This window comes from Mucilaginibacter sp. OK098, from assembly GCF_900142915.1.
GTDB lineage: Bacteria > Bacteroidota > Bacteroidia > Sphingobacteriales > Sphingobacteriaceae > Mucilaginibacter.
In genome coordinates, this window is record NZ_FRCM01000003.1 from 620,746 (window position 1) to 642,359 (window position 21,614).

The following is a 21,614-nucleotide window of genomic DNA, read 5'->3' on the forward strand; positions in this document are numbered from 1 at the left end:
GTTTGATTCAATATGGTGCTTTTGCTTCCTGCCGGAACTGGCAATTGACGTCTAACTAACCAATAACGCAAGTTCTTCAAATTATAATTTACAAAGCGCACCACATTGCTGTGTTTCTTTCAGCGCTCCCGACGAGAATCAAACTCATATCTATAGTTTAGGAAACTCCCATTCTATCCGTTAAATTACCTCGCTTAAGAATAACATTACAGGCAGTACCTTTCGCCAACAGCAATGTTAGGCGGTTTTATTTGTATGCTACTGCCGCGCTTGATGGCCCTGCTAACGGAAGAAGTGAGGTTGATTTAAACCCGGCAATATTTGCCCACCTGTTAAAGTCGGCAAATGTGTAATCAAACCCTGTTCCTGTTTCAATAAGCATATTCAAACTCATCATCATACCAAAAACGTTTTGCTTTCTTTCATCATCTATTATGCCTTCAATTGCCACAAATACCCCGTTGGCAGGGAGTGTGGCATAAGCTTTTCTCATTAATGATATTTTATTTTCTTCGTCCCAATCATGAAGGATATTTCCCATTACAACAACGTCTGCATTGGGTATTGGCATAGTGAAGAAGTCGCCGTTTGCGGTTTTTACACGATCTGATAACCCAAATTGCTGTATGGTAGCGTTTGCAATAGGCTCAACCGGCGGCAGGTCAAAACTTGTACAATGCATATGAGGATTATGTTTTGCAACCATAAGTGAAAGCAACCCGGCCGAACCACCTACATCAATTAGCGTTTTATATTTTGTAAAATCAAATTTTTGAGCAAAGGTTATAAAATTACCCATTTGGATCCCGCTCATTGCACTGGTAAATTCCTTTAATTTTTCAGGGTCATTGTATATCAAACCGAAAAAATCTTCGCTTCTTTTTGCTTCGTTTTGCGGAAGCCCGGTAAGCAGCCCCTCGCCCAGGTTACCCCAAAATCCATATAAACGATTGTTCATCATTTCAAGGATCCCTCCAATATATGATGGTTTGTTTTTATCTAAAAATGTATCCGTATCTACGGTATTTGAATAAATAGCGGTTTCCAAAATACCTTCACGCTTTAAAAAGCCAAACACGGTTAAAGCATCTAAAAAATCATAAATATTCCTGTCTGTGCATTTAAGCCCTAAAATGTCTTTGACATCTTTGGCTTTCATCGTTTTCTTTTCAGCAAGTTTGGTGAATAATTGAAAACTCACTGCGGTTAAAAGAATTTTTGAGGCCCAAAAGCCGGTGCCAATTTTCATAATGTTTTCAGGCGATGGCTGGTTAGTTTGCTGTTCCATTTTTTTCTTATTAATTATCAGGTTTAATAAATTGGTAGCGCCTTCCGGAAAATTATCGGAGGCAGGAAAAAATCAGGGTATTTAAAATTACGGCTATTTAATTTGATATAAGAATAAAGGTTCATTTAAGAATAATTTTCCCTTTACTGCTCAAATCAAAGCTGTTAAATATGGTAAAGGTTGCTGTTGTATCTCTGCAAATAAATTACGGATCTTTTCCAGGTGGCCTTTCGTTGCGAAGAACACCACGCTGTTGGAGCACCAAAACGATGTTCCGCCTTCTTCTTCATCCGGCGATTCAAGCCCCACAGGAATAGCGCCAGGATCCCAAAGCCGACCGCTATAACTGGAGGGGTGTTTTGGAATACAACGCCCCCATGAAAGCACCAGTCGAAATGAAGCAGGTAAAAACCAGGTAAACGAACGTTTTCATATATAAATACATTTAGTGAGTTAAATATTTCTTTTCTAAAAAGGTGGTAGGATCATGTATTTATATATTAAATTTAACATTAAAATAAACCAAGTCCTCCGTGGTACAAACTGATAGCCAAACAAATATTGAATTGGGATCGCAAATTGAATCCAAGTGTAATCAGATGACAAAAAGACTCCTAACACTCGCCTTCGTGATCTTTAATTGTGGTGTACCATCCCTCTTTGCACAAACCCAAAGTGCCACTGATTCAGCCTATGATAGTTACAATAAAATGTTAGCGTCGCCGCCACAAACACCACGTGAGGTATTTTACCAGTTGCTTGATAAAGAACATAAGCTGCACGATAAAGCGACAACACTTAAAAAACAAGGCGATATCATGGGCGCGTGGGAAGCCTTTTCGGAGATGGTACAGCTGGATCCTGCCCCGTTAGATGCCCGGGTGTTTTGCCATTACAGTTTTGACGCTGGCAAATACAGGGACGTGGTTTGGTGTGGCCAACGCATTATGGATGCCATAAATGCCGACAAAGTAAACGCCTGGATGATGGACGCACCGGTGCAGATGGAATGGGGAATATCATTAGCAGTTTTGGGCGATTACCGGAAGGCTGATTCTGTTTTGGTAGACGGTATTGAAAAGCTGCATACCGCAAACAGCGATTTTGGCTACGAAAAAGAGTGGCTGGATTATTACAGGGAATGGCATTATACGTTGAACTACATAAACAATGATTTTTCATCCACGCTTATATTGGCCGAAAAAGACAATACTATAGCGACAGACGGACATCAAACTGCAAACTTATACAACCTGCTGGCGCGCGATATATCACATCTTGTCGGGTTGGCGCAGGGCCAGGGAATGAACTACCCTCTGCTGAGCCATTGGAGTGCGCTCCATCGGTTAGTCCGCGAGGATATGGTGGTGGATTACGCTTTTGACAAGAGCGAAAGCCAAAGAAGTAAAAATGAAGGCATTGTTACCGGCATTGCCTGGCATGCAATTGATGTTTATAATGGGTTGCCACTAAAACCTTTGCCGCCTGCTGATGTAGCAAGAGAATACCAGGATGCGATGAATGTGATAGCCACAAAACCTTATGGCAGTTGGTACGATGCTATCCAAAAACTGATAGATGTTACCCGCAGGGTGCCTTGGTGGGCGGAAGTGCATTATAACCTGGCCAGCATTCTTAAAACCGATAAGGTTACCATCAGCAATTATTATTGCATAGAGTATACCGGCGCAAACATCGACAATAAAATTGTTGCACAGGAGCTAATATTTTACCTTGCCCTTGAACCAAATGGCGAAAAGGCAGGTGAAGCTAAAAAAATACTCAGATCATTAAACCAACAGATACCTGGAGAATGAAGAAGTTAAGATATATGCTCCCATGCAAAAAGCTCGTCCTCGGAATGGGCATCAGTGCGGCCATACAACTTTTGTTTGTCAGTGCAGGATTTTCACAGATTGATTTTTCGGTATTGGATAAATGGAGGGGCAACCAGCGGCCGGCCTTCACCCGCACCATAAATGTAGCAAGGGAGCGGAATGAGCAGGTTAACAATACCCCGGTAGTACACCAGCCTACGGAAAAAGAGATAAGGCAGGCAAGAGCGTATGCCGAAAAACAGGCTGCAGAGGTCCGTAAAAATTTAATTACCCCAAACGCCAATACGTCATCCGTAACTTATAGTTTAACTACAGTAAATACTGTTCAAAATGGTGGTTATTTAAATAGCACGCCGAATGGCGGCGGGGCTTTCTATGCCTTCGCTGCTGACACCCGCAACACAAGGGCTACCGCGATACCTACTGTCGCGATCAGGCGCACCGTTGCAATACTTGCAAAAGCTTCAGAAGGCAGTGCTGAAGACATGTTTTCACTTGCCGAACAGGCATCCATAGCCATGCAGGGCGGCGACTTGCAGGTAAAAGTTAATGATAATGCCATCAACTCAAGTGAAAAACAGGAACAGCAGTTCAGGGACCTGGTGCAGGAGCTTAGCCAGGACTACCAGGACATTGAATTTGTAAAAAAGGAGGAAGACCTGATAGACAAGGAGGCAAACAACGTTGATGCCGATGTTTACGCCGGAAAAATAAGCAAAGAAGAAGGCAAAGCAAAGTTGCTTGACCTTACAAAGCAATTGATAAACGCAAAGACAAAAAGCGAGAAAGCTAAAGAAGACATAAAGAAACTACCTAAAAAAATAGAAACTATCTATGTACTTGTGCACTAAAAACAACCCACAATGATATGCAGCAATTAAAACGGTGCTTTTTGAAGATATTATTGGCCATACTATTTGTTTCGAGGGCAATTCCCGCGCCGGCTCAACAGCCGCCCGGCACAATTGAGGTCGGGCGATCGGAAACTGACGGCAAATTATCCATATTCATCAAAAGAATTAGTGAACTTACATTTGACGAATTAAAGAAATTAACATCCGATGCCATAGCGTCGTTAACCAGGGCCGACCGCGATAGTTTAAAAATGCGTTCGCTGGAGTTAAAAAAGGAAAATACACCGTTGAGTTTTGCTGAAATTACCGATTCATTAAAATACAGGGGAAGGTATTATACCATAGATTCCTCGAAAAATTATGTGGAGGACAAAGCTCATAAAGATGATAGTTTTTATAAATGGGACCCGGCCTGGAACAAGTTTATTGCGGATGAATTAGTTAAGCACTCCATTTTTTTGGATAATTCAAAACTTCCGCAGGATGATATAAATTTACTTTACCCGGATTTCTTTAAACCAACCACATCCGACAATGAAAAAATAGCCTTCTGGACCTTACTGCTATCATCATTGACTGTCCCAGAATCGCAGTTTAACCCCAGCGCTCAATTCAGGGAAAAGAGTGGCGGCATGAGCGAGGGCCTGCTGCAGTTGAGTTATAACAATGCGGAATGGTACAGTGAGAAATACAGTCTGGTTTTATTGGATGAAAAAAAGAAAAATATTTTCGATCCGCAGGTAAATCTCCAAACGGGCGTGGTGATGCTTGCATGGCAATTGGAAAAGAAACAACAACTATTTGGTCTCGACGGAAAGGGCGGGTCTTTCAAGGGGCATTGGAGCAGCTTTAATATTCACGACAAAGACCATGTTGACAGCGTGGTAAAGTTTTTCAAAAAACATAGTGCCGACCTGAAAAATAAATACAAGTAGGATTGTGTATTTAATTCGCATTTGATCACTTTGTAATTGTTGAATTGAACTCCTGAATTACTCACCTTATTATATAGGAAAAGCCAGAAACTTACTCTCTTTTTAAAAAGAAAAAAGCCTGCAAATATTTTATTTGCAGGTTTTTTTCTGTTTTAATTGCTTTTATCCGTGGTCCCGGCTTTACAAATTCTTTAAGCAACCCGAACGATTAGTTAATAATTAAGGGGTGGCCCGACAATTTTAACTTGATTGATTTACAATGTTTTAGTTGCAAAACCGCATATCCCTGACAAGATTGTCGTAGTTTTTTCGTGTTTTTTACTTAACATAATATTAAAGGGAGGAGTAATACCGTTCGTTGTCTTTTTTTCCGAGTATTTTTCAAAAGAAAAAGAGGAAAAGAAAGCCATAGGAAAGGCCGGACGCATGGCAAAAAGGAAACGGAATAAGTGCCGGAGGCCGGCTAAGCGAGCAACGAGCGAGTCTGTTATGCCGTAGTCTTTTTGCTTACTCCAAAGAGGAAACCTGGCCAGACCCTAGCTGCGCTTTTTACCCGTTTCGATGGAAAATAGTAGTTGCCCTGATTTAAGGGTGCTAAATCAACGAAAAACTAAATTTCAGAGCCGCGCTGGTTCCTCGTTAATTAATTGAAAATACCGTAAAAACACCCTTTGCAGGATATTTTTAAAGTCTTAATTTAGAGAAAATTAACTTCCGTCAACCACATTTAACGGATTATATACCCAAACCATGTCACTATCCAAGCTAAATTACATTGATGTTGGTGCCAATGGCACTTTTAACCCATCCGGCAACCCGGCCTATGATTCCACGCCTGCGGACGTGGACCAGATTTTCGCGGATCTGCAGCAAAAAAATCAAAAGAAAATTCTCCTGTATTTCCATGGTGGACTTGTCGGTGAAGAAAATGCGATGGCTTCAGCCATATTGATAACTGATCAACTTACAACGGGCACGGATGTCCACCCGATATCATTTATATGGGAAACCGATTTGCTTGAAACAATTGAACAAAACCTTGGAAATATCGCAAGTACCGATTTTTTTAAAAAGTTGCTGGAGAAGATCATTAAGGTGGCGGGCTCTAAATTGGGTATCGATGTTGATTCTGTGGTGGGCAAGCGTGGCGTAGGCAATCTTTCCGATGAAGAAATACGATTGGAACTGCAGAAAGAAGCGCCTTTCGACAATTATACCATCAACTCCGGCACGAGGTCAGTTAATGTCACTACCGGCAATGATAGGTACCTGACGGACGAAATTGAAGTCAGTTTCGAAACCGAGATCGGCGATGATGACGAGTTCAATAACCAGCTTATTGACCGTTTGACGCCATTGCAGCTTAATTTGATCAATAAGGATAAAGTTATCAATGTCCCTCAACCTGGTGCCAGGAGTATATTATCACTTGCAAAAATCATCAAATCGGCCGTAACTATTATCTTCAAAGTGATCAAGCGGTTCGTTAACAAACGTGATCATGGATTCTATCCGACGGTGATGGAGGAGATATTGAGGGAAATATATGTTGCCGATGTTGGAACCGCATTGTGGGGATTTATGAAGACCAAAGGGGAGATGATGTGGCTTGAGGACCCTGCTGGCACCTCAGGGCTGAACCAGCATGCGGGAAGGTATTTGCTCAATGGATTGAAATCTTATGCTGACGCAAATCCCGGCGTAACGATTGACCTCGTCGGTCATTCCGCCGGCGCGATTGCTATTTGCTTCTTTATGCGGGAATATTTAAACATGGGCATCAATGCGCGTGTCCGGAATATTATTTTCATGGCCCCTGCATGCCGCTCCGATTTATTTGCAGGCACGATCGGGAGCAATAGAAATTCTTTCGACCGCTTTCGCATGTTTACCATGAGTGACTTTTATGAATCGCAGGACCGGTGCGTACCCTTGATCTATACACGCTCTTTGCTCTATATGATCTCGGGCATCCTGGAAAAAGATGAATTTGACGCATACATATTGGGCATGCAGCGTTATTTGCTCAAAGACCCGCCGTACGATACTGACCCTGACTTGCTGGCAAATATCGACTTCATGGCCCTGGCGTCTGACAGGATCGTTTATGCAGTGACGGATGACAACGCCTTGCCGGGACTACAATGTACAGCTAAAAAGCATGGTGACTTCCACGATAAGAAGTTCCTTACAATGGACAGTATTGTTTACATGCTCAATCATTGAAGGTATGCCGAACGACAGAGATTTCGCTATAATCGTCGGTATTAACGAATACCAGGAGCTGCCCACTTTAAATGGCCCGATTTCGGATGCGCAAGAGTTTCAGAAATGGCTCATCAACCCGTCAGGCGGCGATGTGCCCGAGGGCAATTGTAAGTTCATACTGGCCGGAAAAAATCCCTTTATTCCAACTCAGGACCTGATCGATGCTGCATTGGATGAAATTATCAGTGATGGCAATCAAAAAAGGCGTCTCTATTTTTTCTTCGCCGGGCACGGCATCGGCATCGACTGGAACTCCAACGGGTTATGTCTCCCGAGTTGGACGACGCGTTTCCGAAATAAATCCATTTCGTCAAAGGAATACCTCAACTATACGGTTGGCTCAGATTTTTTTGAAGAAATCTATTTCTTCCTGGATTGCTGCAGGGACAGACTGATCAACGCTATCGCGTTGCCACCAACATTAGGCCTTGCGAAGCCACGGGGTGACGGGGTGACCAGCCTGGTATTGTATGCATCGGATTTCGATAATCCGGCAAATGAGGCACCGGACAAGGACATGAGTTCTACGGTCAGGGGCTACTTTTCACAGGCGCTTGTGGGCGGGTTAAATGGCGGGGCGGCAGATGCAGACGGAAATATTACGGTTAACAGTCTGATTAATTTCACCCAGTTGAAAACAGCGGAACTTGCGCAAGCCGACCAGCAGGTACAGACGGTAACCCATCAATTCAACGGTGCCGGGATTACAATGGACCAGGTATATATCAAAAAAGGCGTAGCACCGAGGATCACGGCAGTTACTTTTAATTTCCAAACTGCCGGGAGGGTTGAGATACTAAACTCAGACTTGCAGCCAATATATGATCAGGTCGTTATTGCCGGGCAATCGGCCGGGCCATTTCCGTTAAAAAAAGGTTTATATGAGATCAACAATCTCGATACAAACCAAACAATGAATTTTAAGATTGACGGTACACTAGATGAAAAAAGCTATGACTTCTAACGAAATATATCGGTTTACGGCAACAGCTTCAGGTGTATTAGCAGATTTTTCGCATTTGACGCTGTACAACGGCAACCTGGATACCGTTCTCAAAGGGTATGGAAAGATCGAGGGTACATTACCCAAAGGTCTTTATAAACTCGTGATGGTATTGAATGACACGATGACCGAAAAATACATCAAGCTAACCCAGGATACCAATGAAATGCTTACGCTGGATGCGACTTCTTCGTCAGCATTAGCGACCGGTTTGGGCAATACGCACGAATATTATAGTGAGACAGCCAAGATGAATTATTCCGTGCCCACAACCGTGAAGGGCAATAATTCAGCAAAAGAATCCATTTTTCTTTTTTTTCGCTATCCGGACGATGTAACATTCAAAACACTAAACCCTTCTAAGGAATCGCTGGGAAAAAATTTCAGGTTGCTGGATCAAATGCGAAGGCCTATTTGCCTGCTTGCGGGCAAAGATATCAAAGAAGATGTGAAGGATTCCGGGTACTTGCTATTTAATATCAAACTTCAACCGGGTACCTATTACCTTAATTACAGTGGCAGAAAGGCGGATAAAAGCAGCCCGGCTAAGCCATCGCTGCCGGCAAGGGAAATTCCGATCACGGTGTTTGCGAATTGGCAAACCCAATGTTTCATAACTTTCGGCAACGGACCCATTTTTAAATCGCTTTTCGTGGCCATGCGCAATGTTGAATACAATAGCCTTTATAATCCGGATACCAATAGCTTGTACGATATTGAGGGAATACTCCAAAAATTCAATAACGGAATTTATTATTTACCACCCGCTGTACTGGAGACGCTGGCTATCGGCAAATGGGAAAATCCGATTTTGGGTCTGTTAGCGGCTTACGCATATTTCAAAAGTAACCAAACCGGGCAAGAGCAATTATTTCGTACGGTGGTGGCAAATTTGTCGCGAATGCTCGGTAACGAGACGCCGGACGTTGTTGCACTTTCGGTTCTTGCAGCAAGTCATTTTAATGAACTCGTTCCTTATAGTTGGCAAATGTCGTCGCCCTGTATGTTTCTGCCAGGGATGAAATCGGTCCTTGAATCGATGGGGAGCCTCATTCAGCCTGACAGTATCGCAGAAAGGGTTGTCGACAAATTTTACCAGGATATGGTATGGACCTCTTATTTACCACCAACAAGTTTTAGAGAGATAACGGTAAGGAATAGGACGTCGGGAAAAAAAGGCTATGCTTGGGACGACGATATTAACGTTCTTTTTGATCGGGATGATGTCGGCAGGAGCAGAATTTTTGAGAAACTAACGGGCGAAGGACATGAAATCAAAGGACGGCAGGGGTCATCCGAAAAACATCCGTCGAGAAAAAGAATTACTAATCCGAGGCCAAAAATATTGAGTTCGTGGATCGCAAATAGTGTGATGGATATCCTTACCAGTGCAAAAGATCCTATACCAAATGCAGAACAAATGGCCTCCCGGTTGAAAATTACGCCGAACATTTTGAACCAGGCCGTCGATGAACTCCTCGATAACGAGGATGCAATTTTTGCTTATTTATCAGGGAAAAAGGCGAGTGTCGAATTCGAAGCTTTCAATATCACAAGTTTCAGGCGGCTTAAGCTTTTGCGTTTTGACAGGCTTGGAACTGTGCCGGCGTTACCGGAGTTGGAGCCAGCATAAAAAAGTGCCGGCAAGCCAAATTACAATAGGGTAGAATTTTTGCATTAGGGATTGAAACGGCGTCACCCTTATTAATTTTAACTCTACAATCAATAAAATGCAACAACAGATTTATAAAAGCCCTAAGGCTTTTTAACATAAAAAAGATTCAGTTAATCAAGCTATCAAAATATTAAACCGAAATGGAATTCAAACAAACGGAGAGCAGGCCAAAGTAATATTAAACTTTCTCTATTTACTTGCCAAGACATTTAAAAACATCGAAATTCAAATAAGTTATGAATAAAAAAACGCGGTGAGAATCAAACTCCCAAATCGTCGTTTAAACCACAAAAAGGCACATTTTCAGAAAAGGAGACTTCAAATTTTAATCGCTTCAGAAAGTGTCGAACACCATTTTTACGACATGAAAAATAGAATAATCGACTATTAATCAAATAGTTGAATGCACAAAAAAAGAAACATTCTGTTAAGAATATTTCCTTAAGTGGTCCTTAGACTACAAAACTCGAACTCTTTTATGGCTGATTTGCATTGTGCGGCGGGTTTGAAGGATTGTGATTACGATTCTGAGACATTCTTTAGAGGTTAAGTGTCTGGATTTTTTTGTCTTTTCGACTTCTTAATTCCGCAGTTTCATATTCCAATAATTCGATAAACAACTTATCCACTTTATTAAAGATGTCAAGTTCATGATCCCATCTATAAATTCTACCCTTTTTATTAAAACAATATACATCAGCGTCTCCAATGACTTTCATGAAGGGAATATAATCGTTAGTAGCTTGCTTTGTAAAGGCGTCTGTTTGAATATTAATATCCATCCATTCTGGTATATCAGCTGCAAATCCAAAAACTTCCAATCCATAAAGAAAAGACCAAAATGGACCAACTTCTAACTGTTTAGGTCGAGGCCAAATATCCTCTTTAACTTCAATGCTAAGTCCACCTAATGGCGAAAGTGAATAATCCTTAAAATCATTGGGTAACTTGATTTTATATCGTTTCTCAAATTTATTTAAAACATTACGTTGAGGTGCGTCTTTGCTACAAGCGAAAAGTGAAAAGTCTTCATCTATATATTTAAGAAGCATTTTTTCGTAATCGAATGGTTTTTTGAAAAACATCATTGATGATTGGGATTTAAGCCTGAAGTAAAGATAAAAACTATCTCAACAAAAAAACCCTCAGATTTTTATCTAAAGGGTTTTTAACAGTCTTCCCATGTTGTTCCCAAGGGGGGCATTTAGTGGTCCCGGCAATACAAAACTCGAACTCTTTTATGGGTGATTTGCGTTGTGCGGCGGATTTGGAAGATATCGTCAATTAACTTTTATGAATACTTAAACCATTACTGAAGTGCAATTTTTCGAATTGTATTATTACCTGTATCAGCAACATATATGTTGCCCGAGGCATCGACAGCTAAACCAGTAGGATTGTTAAACGTTGCTACTTTACCATCGCCATTGTTAGATCCTGCATCAACAGTTCCTGCGATTGTATTTACATGCTGATGATCAGCGCTTATAACAACTATCTCGTTATTACCCGACACATATATATTACCTTTAGAATCTACAGCTAAACCGTTAGGATTGTTAAAATGAAAAAAGGCCGCAATTGTTGAGACTGTACCTAACAGGTCAACAGATCGGATCTTATTATTGTTGAAATCCGCGACACATAACAGACCTGACGGGTCGAACACCAAACCAGCAGGCTCCCAAAAATTTCCTGGTTTACCATCGAGAGAGCCAGGAGCGCCACTACCCGCGAAATTAGTCACAACCCCACCGGGCGTTATCTTATGTATCTGATTCATCCTATAAATAGACACGTATAAATTCCCCGAAGCATCAATTGCTAAACCAGAAGGATATTCAAAACTATAGCCTGGAACAAATTCTCCGTTTATAAATGTAGTGGCTACAGCACCCGGAGTTATTTTACTTATTAAACCTTCATAATCACTCACAAAAATATTGCCTGAAGAGTCAAAGGTGATAGCGGTTAAATCACCGAATGAGGCTGATGTTCCTGTTCCATCCTTCTTCGGCCCTCCTGCTCCACCAGCAAAAGTTGTTACTGCACCCGCAGGGTCAATTTTGCGAACGAGTCCGTAATACTCGTCAGTCACAAATAGGTTACCGGCCTTATCAAACGCAAGACCCGATGGGGTATAAAAAGACGCATTGGTGGCAGAGCCATCCTGATTTCCTTTAGTCCCGTTCCCCGCAAATGTGCTGACAACATACGAAAGAACATAATTAAAAACGGGACCAATTGTACTATTTCCATTTACGGTCACCGATACATTTCCAGTGCCCGCTCCCAATGGGACTGTCGCAGTTAAACTGGTACCACTTGCAGCAGTTATAGTAGCTTGTTTGCCATTGAAGCTAACTTTATCTTCCGATTTAACAGTACTGAATCCTGTGCCGTAGATTACTACAGATGTATTGTAAGCTCCAGTATTTGTACTAATGGATGATATAGACAAGGATGGGCTAGTTTTACTTTTTGAACAAGAAAGGAATACGCATCCTATACTAGCTATAATAATGTACGTAATAGATTTCTTTAACAGATGATTCATTGTGATAAGGGTTATGGTGGTAAATTAATAATTTATCTTAAAGCAACACACGATAGAAATTGGTTCACATATAATTTACGTTAATACGAACATGCCATTAATTATGCGGAATTATTAGTTTCTTCGCGTTTTCGATGTTATGAAAACTCTGTAACTCTTAAAAATCAAACAATATAAAGTTAATATTTTCCGACATAATATTCACTCACTTCGGCTGAAACTCGCTTATTGATCCAACCGTATTATTTTCCCCTTAACGAAAAACCGCAGCTTCCGTGCAGGAAAGCTGCGGTTTTTGTGGTCCCGACGAGAATCGAACTCATATCTAGAGTTTAGGAAACTCCTATTCTATCCGTTGAACTACGAGACCTGTTGTGAATGTGCAAATGCGTGGATGTGCAAATTCAGAATTCTGCAAAGGTGCGAATTATAGATGATTTGTCAAAACCATTTGTGCTTCATCCGCACATCTGCATATTCGCACATCTGCTCATCAAAAAATCATCTCACCACTGATCCATTATGCATCTCATCCGCAGGCGAAACAAAGCTTAGCTTGCCATCGGCATTCTCTGCCATCAGGATCATGCCCTGCGACAGGATGCCTTTTATTTCCCTTGGCTCCAGGTTTACCAATATGCTTACCTTTTTGCCTATGATGGCTTCGGGTTCAAAATATTCAGCAATGCCTGACACGATGGTACGTACGTCAATCCCTGTGTCAATGCTCAGCTTCAGCAGCTTTTTGGTTTTGGCTACTTTTTCGGCGGTTAAAATGGTGCCTGTGCGAATGTCCATTGCGGCAAATGATTCAAAAGTAATATTCTCTTTTGCCGGTACAATAGTTGGTTGAGGTGGCGCGGTGGCGGCTTTTTTATCCAGCAGTTTTTGAATTTGTGCATCTATCACCTCGTCCTCTACCTTCTCAAACAACAATGCAGACGGGTTAAGCTGGTGCCCGTTCTCAAATGCCATCTCCTTGTCAAAGGCAACTGCACTGAAAGGAAGGTTAAGCATCCCCACTATCTTTTTAACCGTAGCAGGTAAAAACGGCTGCAGGCAGGTTGCTAAGTGGCCTATCAATATTAAACTGTTATGCAATACTTCTTTAGCTTGCTCCGGGCTGGTTTTTATAGTTTTCCAGGGCTCGTTCTCGGTGAGGTAACGGTTGCCTAAACGGGCAATGTCCATTACACTTTGCAGCGCTTGCCTGAATTTGTAGGCTTCTAGGTTAACTTCTATCTCGTCATAAAAACGGCTAAGCTCTGCATCAAGGTGTTTATCGGTAAGCACAATTTTTCCGGCTTCGCTTTCTATCTTACCCTCATAAAATTTGTGCATCAGTATCATCACCCGGTTCACATAGTTGCCTAAAATAGCCACCAGCTCGTTATTTACACGGGCCTGGTAATCTTTCCAGGTAAACTCGCTGTCGCTTGTTTCGGGAAGTATGGAGGTTAGCACATAACGCAGTTCATCCTGCTTGCCGGGGAATTCTTCCAAATATTCATGCAGCCAAACCGCATGGTTCCGCGAGGTGGAAAGCTTGTCGCCCTCCAGGTTTAAAAACTCGTTGGCAGGCACGTTTTGCGGCAGGATATATTCGCCGTGCGCATGCAATATGGATGGAAAAATAATACAATGGAACACAATATTATCCTTACCGATAAAATGGAGCAAACAAGCTTCATCAGCCTCATTCTCCTGTTTTTTCCAGTAAAGTTTCCAGTCTTTTCCATTATCCAAAGCCCATTGTTTGGTAGCCGAAATATAGCCTATCGGCGCATCCATCCACACATAAAGCTTCTTGCCTTTGGCTTCTTCCAATGGCACATCGATACCCCAGTCGAGGTCGCGGGTCATGGAGCGTGGTTGCAGGCCTGATTTAAGCCACGATTTGCATTGACCGAATACATTTACCTTCCAGTCGCCTTCCTTGGTGTCAATCCATTTTTCAAGCCATGGCTGGTACTTATCAAGCGGCAGGAACCAGTGTTTGGTGAGCTTTAATATTGGCGGCTTTCCGCTTAAGGTTGATACCGGGTTTATCAGGTCGGTTGGGTTTAATGATGTACCACAATTTTCGCACTGATCGCCATAGGCATTTGGATTGCTGCAATTAGGGCAGGTACCGATGATATACCGGTCGGCTAAAAATTGCTGGTAATCTTCATCAAAGTATTGTTCCGAAAATTTTTCTATAAACTCATCCTTTTCATACAGGTTCAGAAAAAACTCCTGCGAAAGGTCATGATGAATTGGCGATGAAGTACGGTGATAAATATCAAATGAGATCCCGAACTCTTCAAAGCTGTTTTTTATCTGGTTGTGGTATTTATCAATTATAGCCTGCGGGGTAGTATTTTCCTTTTTGGCTTTTATGGTTATGGCGGCGCCATGCTCGTCTGATCCGCAAATGTATACCACATCCTTATGTTTAAGGCGCAGGTAACGTACAAAAATATCGGCAGGCAAATATGCGCCGGCCAGGTGCCCTATATGCAGCGGACCATTGGCATATGGCAGCGCTGAAGTAACTGTAAACCGTTTAAATTTATTAAGCTTCGACATTATTTGGCAAAGATACTTTTTTTAGTCCGGAAGTCGGAAAAGTCAGTAAAGTCCGAAAGACGATTTATTGGGCGTACAATTGAAACCCATTGCAGGCCTTCGACCTGCGCTGGCGTATTTCGCCCTTTCAGGGCTTAGGCATAATGTATAACTTGCATTTTCTTTTTGATTGAAACTTAATGATAGATAACCCACCAAACGCAGCTTCTTCCGGACTTCCCGACTTCCGGACTTTCGGACTTCCTTCCCCCTTAAAGGCCGGTGATAAAATTGCAATTACCTGCCCGGCTAAAAAGCTGCCAAACCCTATGACGGATGCCATAAAGCTGCTGCAATCATGGGGATTGGAGGTTGTTTTGGGCGATACCGTTAATGCTTCATACCATCAATTTGCCGGTGATGATGCCTTCAGGGCAAAGGATCTGCAGCGTTTTATTGACGATGATGGCATTAAGGCTATTATTGCCGCCCGCGGCGGATACGGAACAGTCCGGATGATTGACCTGGTTGATTTTGGCCGGTTTGCTCAAACCCCGAAGTGGGTAATTGGCTTTAGCGATATTACTTTACTGCATGCCCATTTGTTCGCCAATTTTAATGCACCCAGCATTCATGGGCAAATGCCTATGACCATTCCTGATGCATCGGCACGTTCATTGGATACTTTAAGAAAAGCCCTGTTTGGCGAGGAGATCCGCTATCAGCTTAAACCAAATGCTTTAAACCGCAATGGTGAAGGTCAGGGTTTATTAATAGGCGGCAACCTGTCTATCCTTCTTTCTGCATCAGGCTCGGTTTCAGATATGGATTATACGGGTAAAATATTATTTATTGAAGATATAGGAGAGTATTTATACGCCGTTGACCGAATGCTGCGGACACTTAAACGCGCCGGAAAACTGCAGCATCTTAAAGGCTTGATTGTTGGCGGATTTACTGATATAAAAGATAACGACATCCCCTTTGGACAAACCATACCCGAAATTGTTATGGATGTGGCAAATGAGTATAATTACCCGGTATGCTTTGATTTCCCGGCGGGGCATGTAACTGATAATTGCAGCCTGGTATTAGGTAAAATGCTAAGTTTATCGGTGACGGATCAAGAAGTAAATATTTTTTACCCTTAATATACTAATCAAAATTTAAGCACTTAAATTTGTTTCTCCATTAAATCTTCCGAACTAAGAACAACTAATCTTTACAATATGGCACTATTTGGCAAACTTGGTAACTATAAAAATTTTGGCCTGCTTATCATCAGGGTTGGGCTGGGTATAATGTTCATTTTTCACGGGTATCCCAAATTACTTGGCGGTGTTTCTATGTGGGAACAATTAGGCGGCTCAACGAAGTATATTGGCATTCATTTTCTCCCCGCGGTTTGGGGCTTTTTATGTGCGGCAACAGAAACCTTTGGGGGCTTTTTACTGATACTGGGACTTGCATTCCGGCCTGTTTGTATCTTACTCCTCATAAACCTGGTGGTAGCTGCTTTATCACAAATTGGCGCCGGTGGTGGTTTGATGGATGCGTCACATGCTATTGAGGACGCTATTATGTTTGCCGGGTTATTATTTGTTGGGCCGGGCAGATACAGCGTAGATAAGAAATAGGCTATCAGTTAGTTATAAACAAAAGGAGCTGCCTTAAAATAAAGCAGCTCCTTTTGTTTCACGATTATGGAAATACGTTATTTACTCAAGCTACTTCCTAAATCCTTCACATATTCCTCATCAACATCTCTTGATCCCTGTGAGGCAATAAATGTATCGGCATCGCCAGCTAATAATTTCTTAAGCGTGCTCTTTTTAAGTGAAATTGATTGTGGTTTGCTATCTGCTTTATTTATAAATACATAACGCTCAACATCTATATATTCGTCATATCTATGCCCCATCTCTAATACGCCATCTGTATGGAAATCGGCACGTTGAAGTTTTGAGTCAATCTTTTTATAAATTTTATATTTAGGTGTACTTAACAAAACCTCAACAAAGGGCTTGTTATTTATTTCAGGGGCGCTTTCAAAAGTGTGTGCTTTTCCGTTTTTATCATACAGATTAAAAGAGTTGATTTGCAGTGGAGACACACCAGCAGTTGATTTGCCGTCATTTGTATAGATCAGGTTACCGTTTATTTTATCATAATTATACACATTGGTTATCTCGTTTACAACAGAGTCTTTTTTGGTGATCCCAAACCCGGGCACCCAACCATTAAAAAGATACCTGCTCCCCCTGGTTTCTTCCTGATTAAAACCGGATTTCACGGTAAGCACAGTCGATCCACCACCAGGCGCTGAAATCATGCTTCCGCTAAGCAGCTGCTGTCTGGTGGATATAATGGGAATGCCTGAATTTGCGCCGTCCGTTTTAGTAGTTGAAATAGATGCTCCATCAGCCGCTCCGGTCGGCATTACAATATCAACTTTGGTTTTATTTTCGGTTTTCACTTCTGTGGTTTTATAACTAAGGGCAACTACCTGCAGGGAGGAAGCCGGATCTGCCTTAAGCATAAAAGTTCCTGCTGAATCAGCATAGGTTGCATAGTTATGATTAACATCCCGCACAAAGGCAAATGGAATCGGCTGCCCTTTTTGATTATTTACCGTGCCGCTTACGGATATAACCTGGCTAAAAGCAATTGTGTTTGTAAGCACAAGCAAGCCTATAGTAGTAATAAATTTCATATAATTTTTCTTAAATCTTTAAGTTTTAAAGATAAAATTTTAAAGCTTAAAAAGCCAAGAGAAGGATGGTGAACAAGGAATTATTCTTTCTTAAAAAGTAAAAAAAACGTTACAAACCGATAAAAGTTAAACAATTTTATCAGTAACAAGTAATGGCCATGCTATTGAGGCAGCTTAAGGTTAAGCTCACGCAGGTAATCGTCATTAATATCCAACGAATTATGGCTGGCTAAAAACTTATCCGCATCCCCGGCAAAAAGCTCCTTTATAGCCTTCCATTTTAATGAGAATTGCTTTGCGGCCCCGTCAGGCAATTTCACAAAATAATAATGGACAACATCCTGGTACTCATCATACCTGTTGCCTGTTTCGATCACGCCATCGGAATGAAAGTTAGCCCTTTCCAGCCGGGTGTCGGTTATCTTATAAACCTTATACTTTGATGTATTTACCAACAATTCAACAAAAGGTTTCTTACTTATTGCGGGTGCACTTTCAAAAACATGTGGGTATAATTTCCCGTCCGATAAGGAAAAATATTTTACCTGCTGTTTGTTAACCTGCATAATAACATTCTTATCCCGTGTAAACAACAGGTCGCCGCTCATTTTATCATAGTTATATAGACTATTTAAATCAAATAACAGGGAATCACCTTTACTTACAGCAAAACCCTGCACCCAGTTTACAAACATATAGGGACTGCCTTTTGTAGGTTCCTGGTTAAAGCCGGCTTTAGCAACCTGGGAGCTCCCTACCTGGGCTACTAAATTCTGCCTGTTAACAAACATCAGATTGTTAGAAGAGTTCCCAGTGTTTCCCGAAATGCCGGAACTATTATCAGATGATGAGGTGCCTTTGGCCATTACTATGTTAATGGTTCCTTTATTTTCAATAGCTACTTTTGTATCAGTATATCCCAGGGCTATGGCAATAAGCGATGAAGCCGGATCGGCCTTCAGTGTAAAGGCGCCTGATGAATCGGCATAGGTTGCATAATAATGCTGTGCATCCCGCACAAAGGCCACTGGCACGGGTTGTCCCTGGGCGTCCTTCACTGTTCCGCTTATCGAAATAGTTTGGCTAAAAGATTTTGTTCCACCAAAGAAAACCAGAAGAATAAAGCAAATATTTTTCATAGCGATTGGTATATATTTTGTGAGAAATATGATACAGGATATAAGAAAACGATAAAGGGTATAAACAACTGAATATAAGTCATAACGGAATTATTTAATTAATTATTGTTATCTATAAAATCTTGTTTCTGGTGGGCCATAAAAAAGCCGCTCCTAAAATGAAGCGGCTCTTAAATTAATTTTAACCTAAGCTAACTATCGTGAACCTTTATAAGTATAGGTTTCATCAAAATGACATCTGTCAGTGCCGTCGCTTACCATTATGTATTTAACTTTTATAGTTTTTGTACCGGGGTCATATGCGTTTTCACCAGATGGGTCAAGCTTAGCTGACCGACTGTGTGCCCCTGAGCCCTGCCCGTAATGATTAACCACAGAAATAACTTTATTTGTTGCAGGATCAAAAGCAAATTGCGGTGCCCAACTTCCATATTCGCTGTTCCCACTACCAGTATTAAATACAAATCCATACGTTGCAAATGTTTTGTTGTATACATCGTTTGCTGTTGCAGATATGGTTTGCAAATCTACGTTGTATGGATAAATACCTGTATACGCAGCGTTGGCTGCATCAGTATAGCTACCTGTCACATCATAGTTGCCATCATATTTATTTTTGATAGCTACTGTAGAAAGTATCGTATCAGTACCCACCTTTTTCGTAAAGCCACCAAAATTCGTTATAGCATAAGCAGCAGCATATTGTTTTGAAAGGTCAACTTTGCTGCCATCAACAAAAAAGAATACGTTTTTGGCAAATTCGCCAGGAGCAAAATTAATTGTAAAACCAGTGGCCGTTTGTGTTATCCCCTCTGACCCCGTAAAAGCACCCCCAGAAGCAATATCTGCTGCTGTTGGCAAAGTATAGATATTTGTACCGATCAGTGATGTATACCCAGAACCCAGCCCATCCAAATAGCTTTGCGGTAAAGCAGTAAGCGTAACTGTTCCAGCTTTTTGTAAATCAGCGTTGCTCGCAGCGTCTCTGCGTATTACAAACATGTTTACTGTTTTAATATCGGTAAATACATCAAAAAATTGATTTTTTACCGGAGCTTCAGTAACCCATACAAATGTCTTACCAGATTGAAGCGTTTCAGTGGTTTTTATCCGATCCTTACGGCAAGCGCTTAAAAGCACCATTACCGAGCAGGTCAGGAACAAATATTGTAAAAATTTCTTTTTCATTTCGTTAATTATTTAATGTTTAACTTATCATGATCAGGCTTCATTCGCAGAACCCTGATCATGACGTGTTACAATATTATTGTTTATATAAAATATTATATATGATCTCTATTACCGTCCAGGGTCCCACCATACTGTGTTATCCTGAGAATCTGTTCCTGCATTGGGGCCTTTTTCACGTGCCACAGCAGCTCTTACGTTTGCCTCGTTGGTGGTATATTCATTTGTGTTATATACAAACCTTCTAACAATCTGTTTTGAAGAGTTTGTTGCTTCGGGCGCAGGGCTAAGCACAGGAAAACCTGTTTTACGCCATATATCCCAACCATAGTGACCATCGGGATAAGCGGCTATCCACTGTTGAGTTGCAATGTTCTTTGCATTGTTTGCCCCGCCTATGCTTATTACAACGTTAGCATTAGTGTAATAAGATGCTGCAGGATCTGCAACGCCCCATTGCTCAAATGACAGTTGGATACCTTTTTGATAATTACTTAACATAGCAGTATTCGGAATCCAGCCAATGTTAGCACCTTCCGTTAAAGCCAGTAAAACCTCGGCCGCGCTCAGGGCAACAATACTTGAAGCCTGCGTACGGTAATCGGCACGTAAAACAAGTGCCCAACCCGGATTAGCCGAAGTAAAGGCGATTGTTTTAGCACGGTCATATCCGTTTGGCACACCAACATTTGAAGTTATTGTACCACCCTTCACCTGGTTTGGGTCAGTAAACGAACCACCGAACGGAACAGTTCTGCCATCATTTAAAGAAGCAGTCATATCAGTCATGGTTTTACTTTCAGCCCAGTCAGTTCTGCCATTGTACAAATTATACCATGGAGAGTTATAGTTACTTGTACCACCAGGCAAGCTTAATTTAAAGTTTTGCGAATTATCAGTGATCAGACCAGCTGCATCGCTTGTTGCCTGAACAAATGCGGCTTTTGCAAAATCATTGTCAGCTGCCTTTGATGCCTGTAAAGAAATAAGCAGTTTTAACGAATTGGCCATTCTTTTCCACGAAGCAGCATCACCACCGTAACATAAATCTCCTGGAACTGATCCGCCATCCATTGACGCGATTGCAGCAGTAAGCGTGTTTAATAACCCTTTGTAGATGTCTTCCTGTTTGTCATAAACCGGGTTAATTGACTTAATACCTTGTAGCGCCTGGCTGTATGGAAGGTCGCCAAAACTATCGGTAAGAATCCAAAAGTAGTATGATTGAAGTATTTTAGCTGCTGCTACGCTATTTTTGCTTTGGTTAAGGTTAATAACATTCTGCAAATCATACAATGGCCCATTATAAACACCGGTAAAATCAACCTGCGGAAGGTTATATAGTGATGTTCCGGGATATTGTGTTTCAGAAAAATACTGGGCATATGCACCAGGCCCAATTGAATAGGTATTGGTTGTTACATAAGGCCCAAAGCTATTTATTGCGTTTGCAAACAACGCAGCGGGTATAGGTATATTTACGGCCTTGGGGTCAACGTTCGTGCTCCCAAAGTCATTCGGTTTTTTACAGCTAGCAGCTCCCCATAAGGCCAGCGATGCAAGTGCGTATATATATATCTTTTTCATTTTCTTATCTATCTAATTT

16 protein-coding genes and 1 tRNA gene are annotated in these 21,614 nt (G+C 41.5%); 8 read left to right on the plus strand and 9 right to left on the minus strand.

The window, feature by feature from the left end; all coding sequences use genetic code 11:
• Positions 1-247: 247 nt before the first annotated feature.
• Positions 248-1,288: a methyltransferase gene (locus BUE31_RS12875; protein ID WP_200801917.1), complete on the minus strand. Its 1,041-nt coding sequence runs from the start codon at positions 1,286-1,288 to the stop codon at positions 248-250.
• Positions 1,289-1,887: 599 nt separating this feature from the next.
• On the opposite strand from BUE31_RS12875, the gene BUE31_RS12885 reads away from it, so the two are divergent.
• The 6 genes from BUE31_RS12885 to BUE31_RS12915 all read left to right on the plus strand — a co-directional run bounded on the left by BUE31_RS12885 (position 1,888) and on the right by BUE31_RS12915 (position 9,819).
• Positions 1,888-3,105 carry a hypothetical protein gene (locus BUE31_RS12885; protein ID WP_143167104.1) on the plus strand — a complete coding sequence of 406 codons (1,218 nt, stop codon included), beginning with the start codon at positions 1,888-1,890 and terminating at the stop codon, positions 3,103-3,105.
• Positions 3,102-3,977 carry a hypothetical protein gene (locus BUE31_RS12890; RefSeq protein WP_143167105.1) on the plus strand — a complete coding sequence of 292 codons (876 nt, stop codon included), beginning with the start codon at positions 3,102-3,104 and terminating at the stop codon, positions 3,975-3,977. The genes BUE31_RS12885 and BUE31_RS12890 overlap by 4 nt, the downstream gene beginning before the upstream one ends.
• 41 nt (positions 3,978-4,018) lie before the next feature.
• Positions 4,019-4,915, plus strand: a complete 897-nt coding sequence (locus BUE31_RS12895; protein ID WP_159440676.1) for a transglycosylase SLT domain-containing protein — start codon at positions 4,019-4,021, stop codon at positions 4,913-4,915.
• A 750-nt stretch (positions 4,916-5,665) separates the two neighbouring features.
• A complete protein-coding gene (locus BUE31_RS12905; RefSeq protein WP_073404022.1) occupies positions 5,666-7,141 on the plus strand; it encodes a lipase family protein in 1,476 nt (491 codons plus the stop codon).
• Between the two features lie 4 nt (positions 7,142-7,145).
• Complete coding sequence (locus BUE31_RS12910) at positions 7,146-8,147, plus strand: caspase family protein (RefSeq protein ID WP_073404024.1); 1,002 nt, start codon at positions 7,146-7,148, stop codon at positions 8,145-8,147.
• Complete coding sequence (locus tag BUE31_RS12915) at positions 8,125-9,819, plus strand: hypothetical protein (RefSeq protein WP_073404026.1); 1,695 nt, start codon at positions 8,125-8,127, stop codon at positions 9,817-9,819. Before BUE31_RS12910 ends, BUE31_RS12915 begins: the two co-directional genes overlap by 23 nt.
• 581 nt (positions 9,820-10,400) lie before the next feature.
• Here BUE31_RS12915 and BUE31_RS12920 read toward each other — a convergent pair.
• From BUE31_RS12920 to metG, 4 genes are all read right to left on the minus strand, one after another.
• Positions 10,401-10,949: an SMI1/KNR4 family protein gene (locus BUE31_RS12920; RefSeq protein WP_073404028.1), complete on the minus strand. Its 549-nt coding sequence runs from the start codon at positions 10,947-10,949 to the stop codon at positions 10,401-10,403.
• A 221-nt stretch (positions 10,950-11,170) separates the two neighbouring features.
• Positions 11,171-12,322 (minus strand): SBBP repeat-containing protein, encoded by a 1,152-nt coding sequence (locus tag BUE31_RS12925; RefSeq protein WP_159440678.1) that lies wholly within the window; start codon positions 12,320-12,322, stop codon positions 11,171-11,173.
• Between the two features lie 394 nt (positions 12,323-12,716).
• A tRNA-Arg gene (locus BUE31_RS12930) sits at positions 12,717-12,788 on the minus strand.
• A gap of 131 nt (positions 12,789-12,919) precedes the next feature.
• The gene (metG, locus tag BUE31_RS12935; RefSeq protein ID WP_073404032.1) at positions 12,920-14,989 is read right to left on the minus strand and encodes a methionine--tRNA ligase; all 2,070 of its coding nucleotides are present in this window, start codon (positions 14,987-14,989) and stop codon (positions 12,920-12,922) included.
• 179 nt (positions 14,990-15,168) lie between these two features.
• Between metG and BUE31_RS12940 the strand changes: the two genes are divergently transcribed.
• Positions 15,169-16,119: a S66 peptidase family protein gene (locus BUE31_RS12940; protein WP_083619816.1), complete on the plus strand. Its 951-nt coding sequence runs from the start codon at positions 15,169-15,171 to the stop codon at positions 16,117-16,119.
• Positions 16,120-16,197: 78 nt separating this feature from the next.
• Positions 16,198-16,605, plus strand: a complete 408-nt coding sequence (locus BUE31_RS12945; RefSeq protein WP_073404034.1) for a DoxX family protein — start codon at positions 16,198-16,200, stop codon at positions 16,603-16,605.
• A 77-nt stretch (positions 16,606-16,682) separates the two neighbouring features.
• On the opposite strand, the gene BUE31_RS12950 is transcribed toward BUE31_RS12945, so the two are convergent.
• The 4 genes from BUE31_RS12950 to BUE31_RS12965 all read right to left on the minus strand — a co-directional run bounded on the left by BUE31_RS12950 (position 16,683) and on the right by BUE31_RS12965 (position 21,595).
• Positions 16,683-17,681 (minus strand): peptidase associated/transthyretin-like domain-containing protein, encoded by a 999-nt coding sequence (locus BUE31_RS12950; protein ID WP_073404036.1) that lies wholly within the window; start codon positions 17,679-17,681, stop codon positions 16,683-16,685.
• A 161-nt stretch (positions 17,682-17,842) separates the two neighbouring features.
• Positions 17,843-18,820: a carboxypeptidase-like regulatory domain-containing protein gene (locus tag BUE31_RS12955; RefSeq protein ID WP_073404038.1), complete on the minus strand. Its 978-nt coding sequence runs from the start codon at positions 18,818-18,820 to the stop codon at positions 17,843-17,845.
• Positions 18,821-19,015: 195 nt separating this feature from the next.
• The gene (locus BUE31_RS12960; RefSeq protein ID WP_073404040.1) at positions 19,016-20,008 is read right to left on the minus strand and encodes a hypothetical protein; all 993 of its coding nucleotides are present in this window, start codon (positions 20,006-20,008) and stop codon (positions 19,016-19,018) included.
• A gap of 111 nt (positions 20,009-20,119) precedes the next feature.
• Complete coding sequence (locus BUE31_RS12965) at positions 20,120-21,595, minus strand: SusD/RagB family nutrient-binding outer membrane lipoprotein (protein WP_073404042.1); 1,476 nt, start codon at positions 21,593-21,595, stop codon at positions 20,120-20,122.
• Positions 21,596-21,614 lie beyond the last annotated feature (19 nt).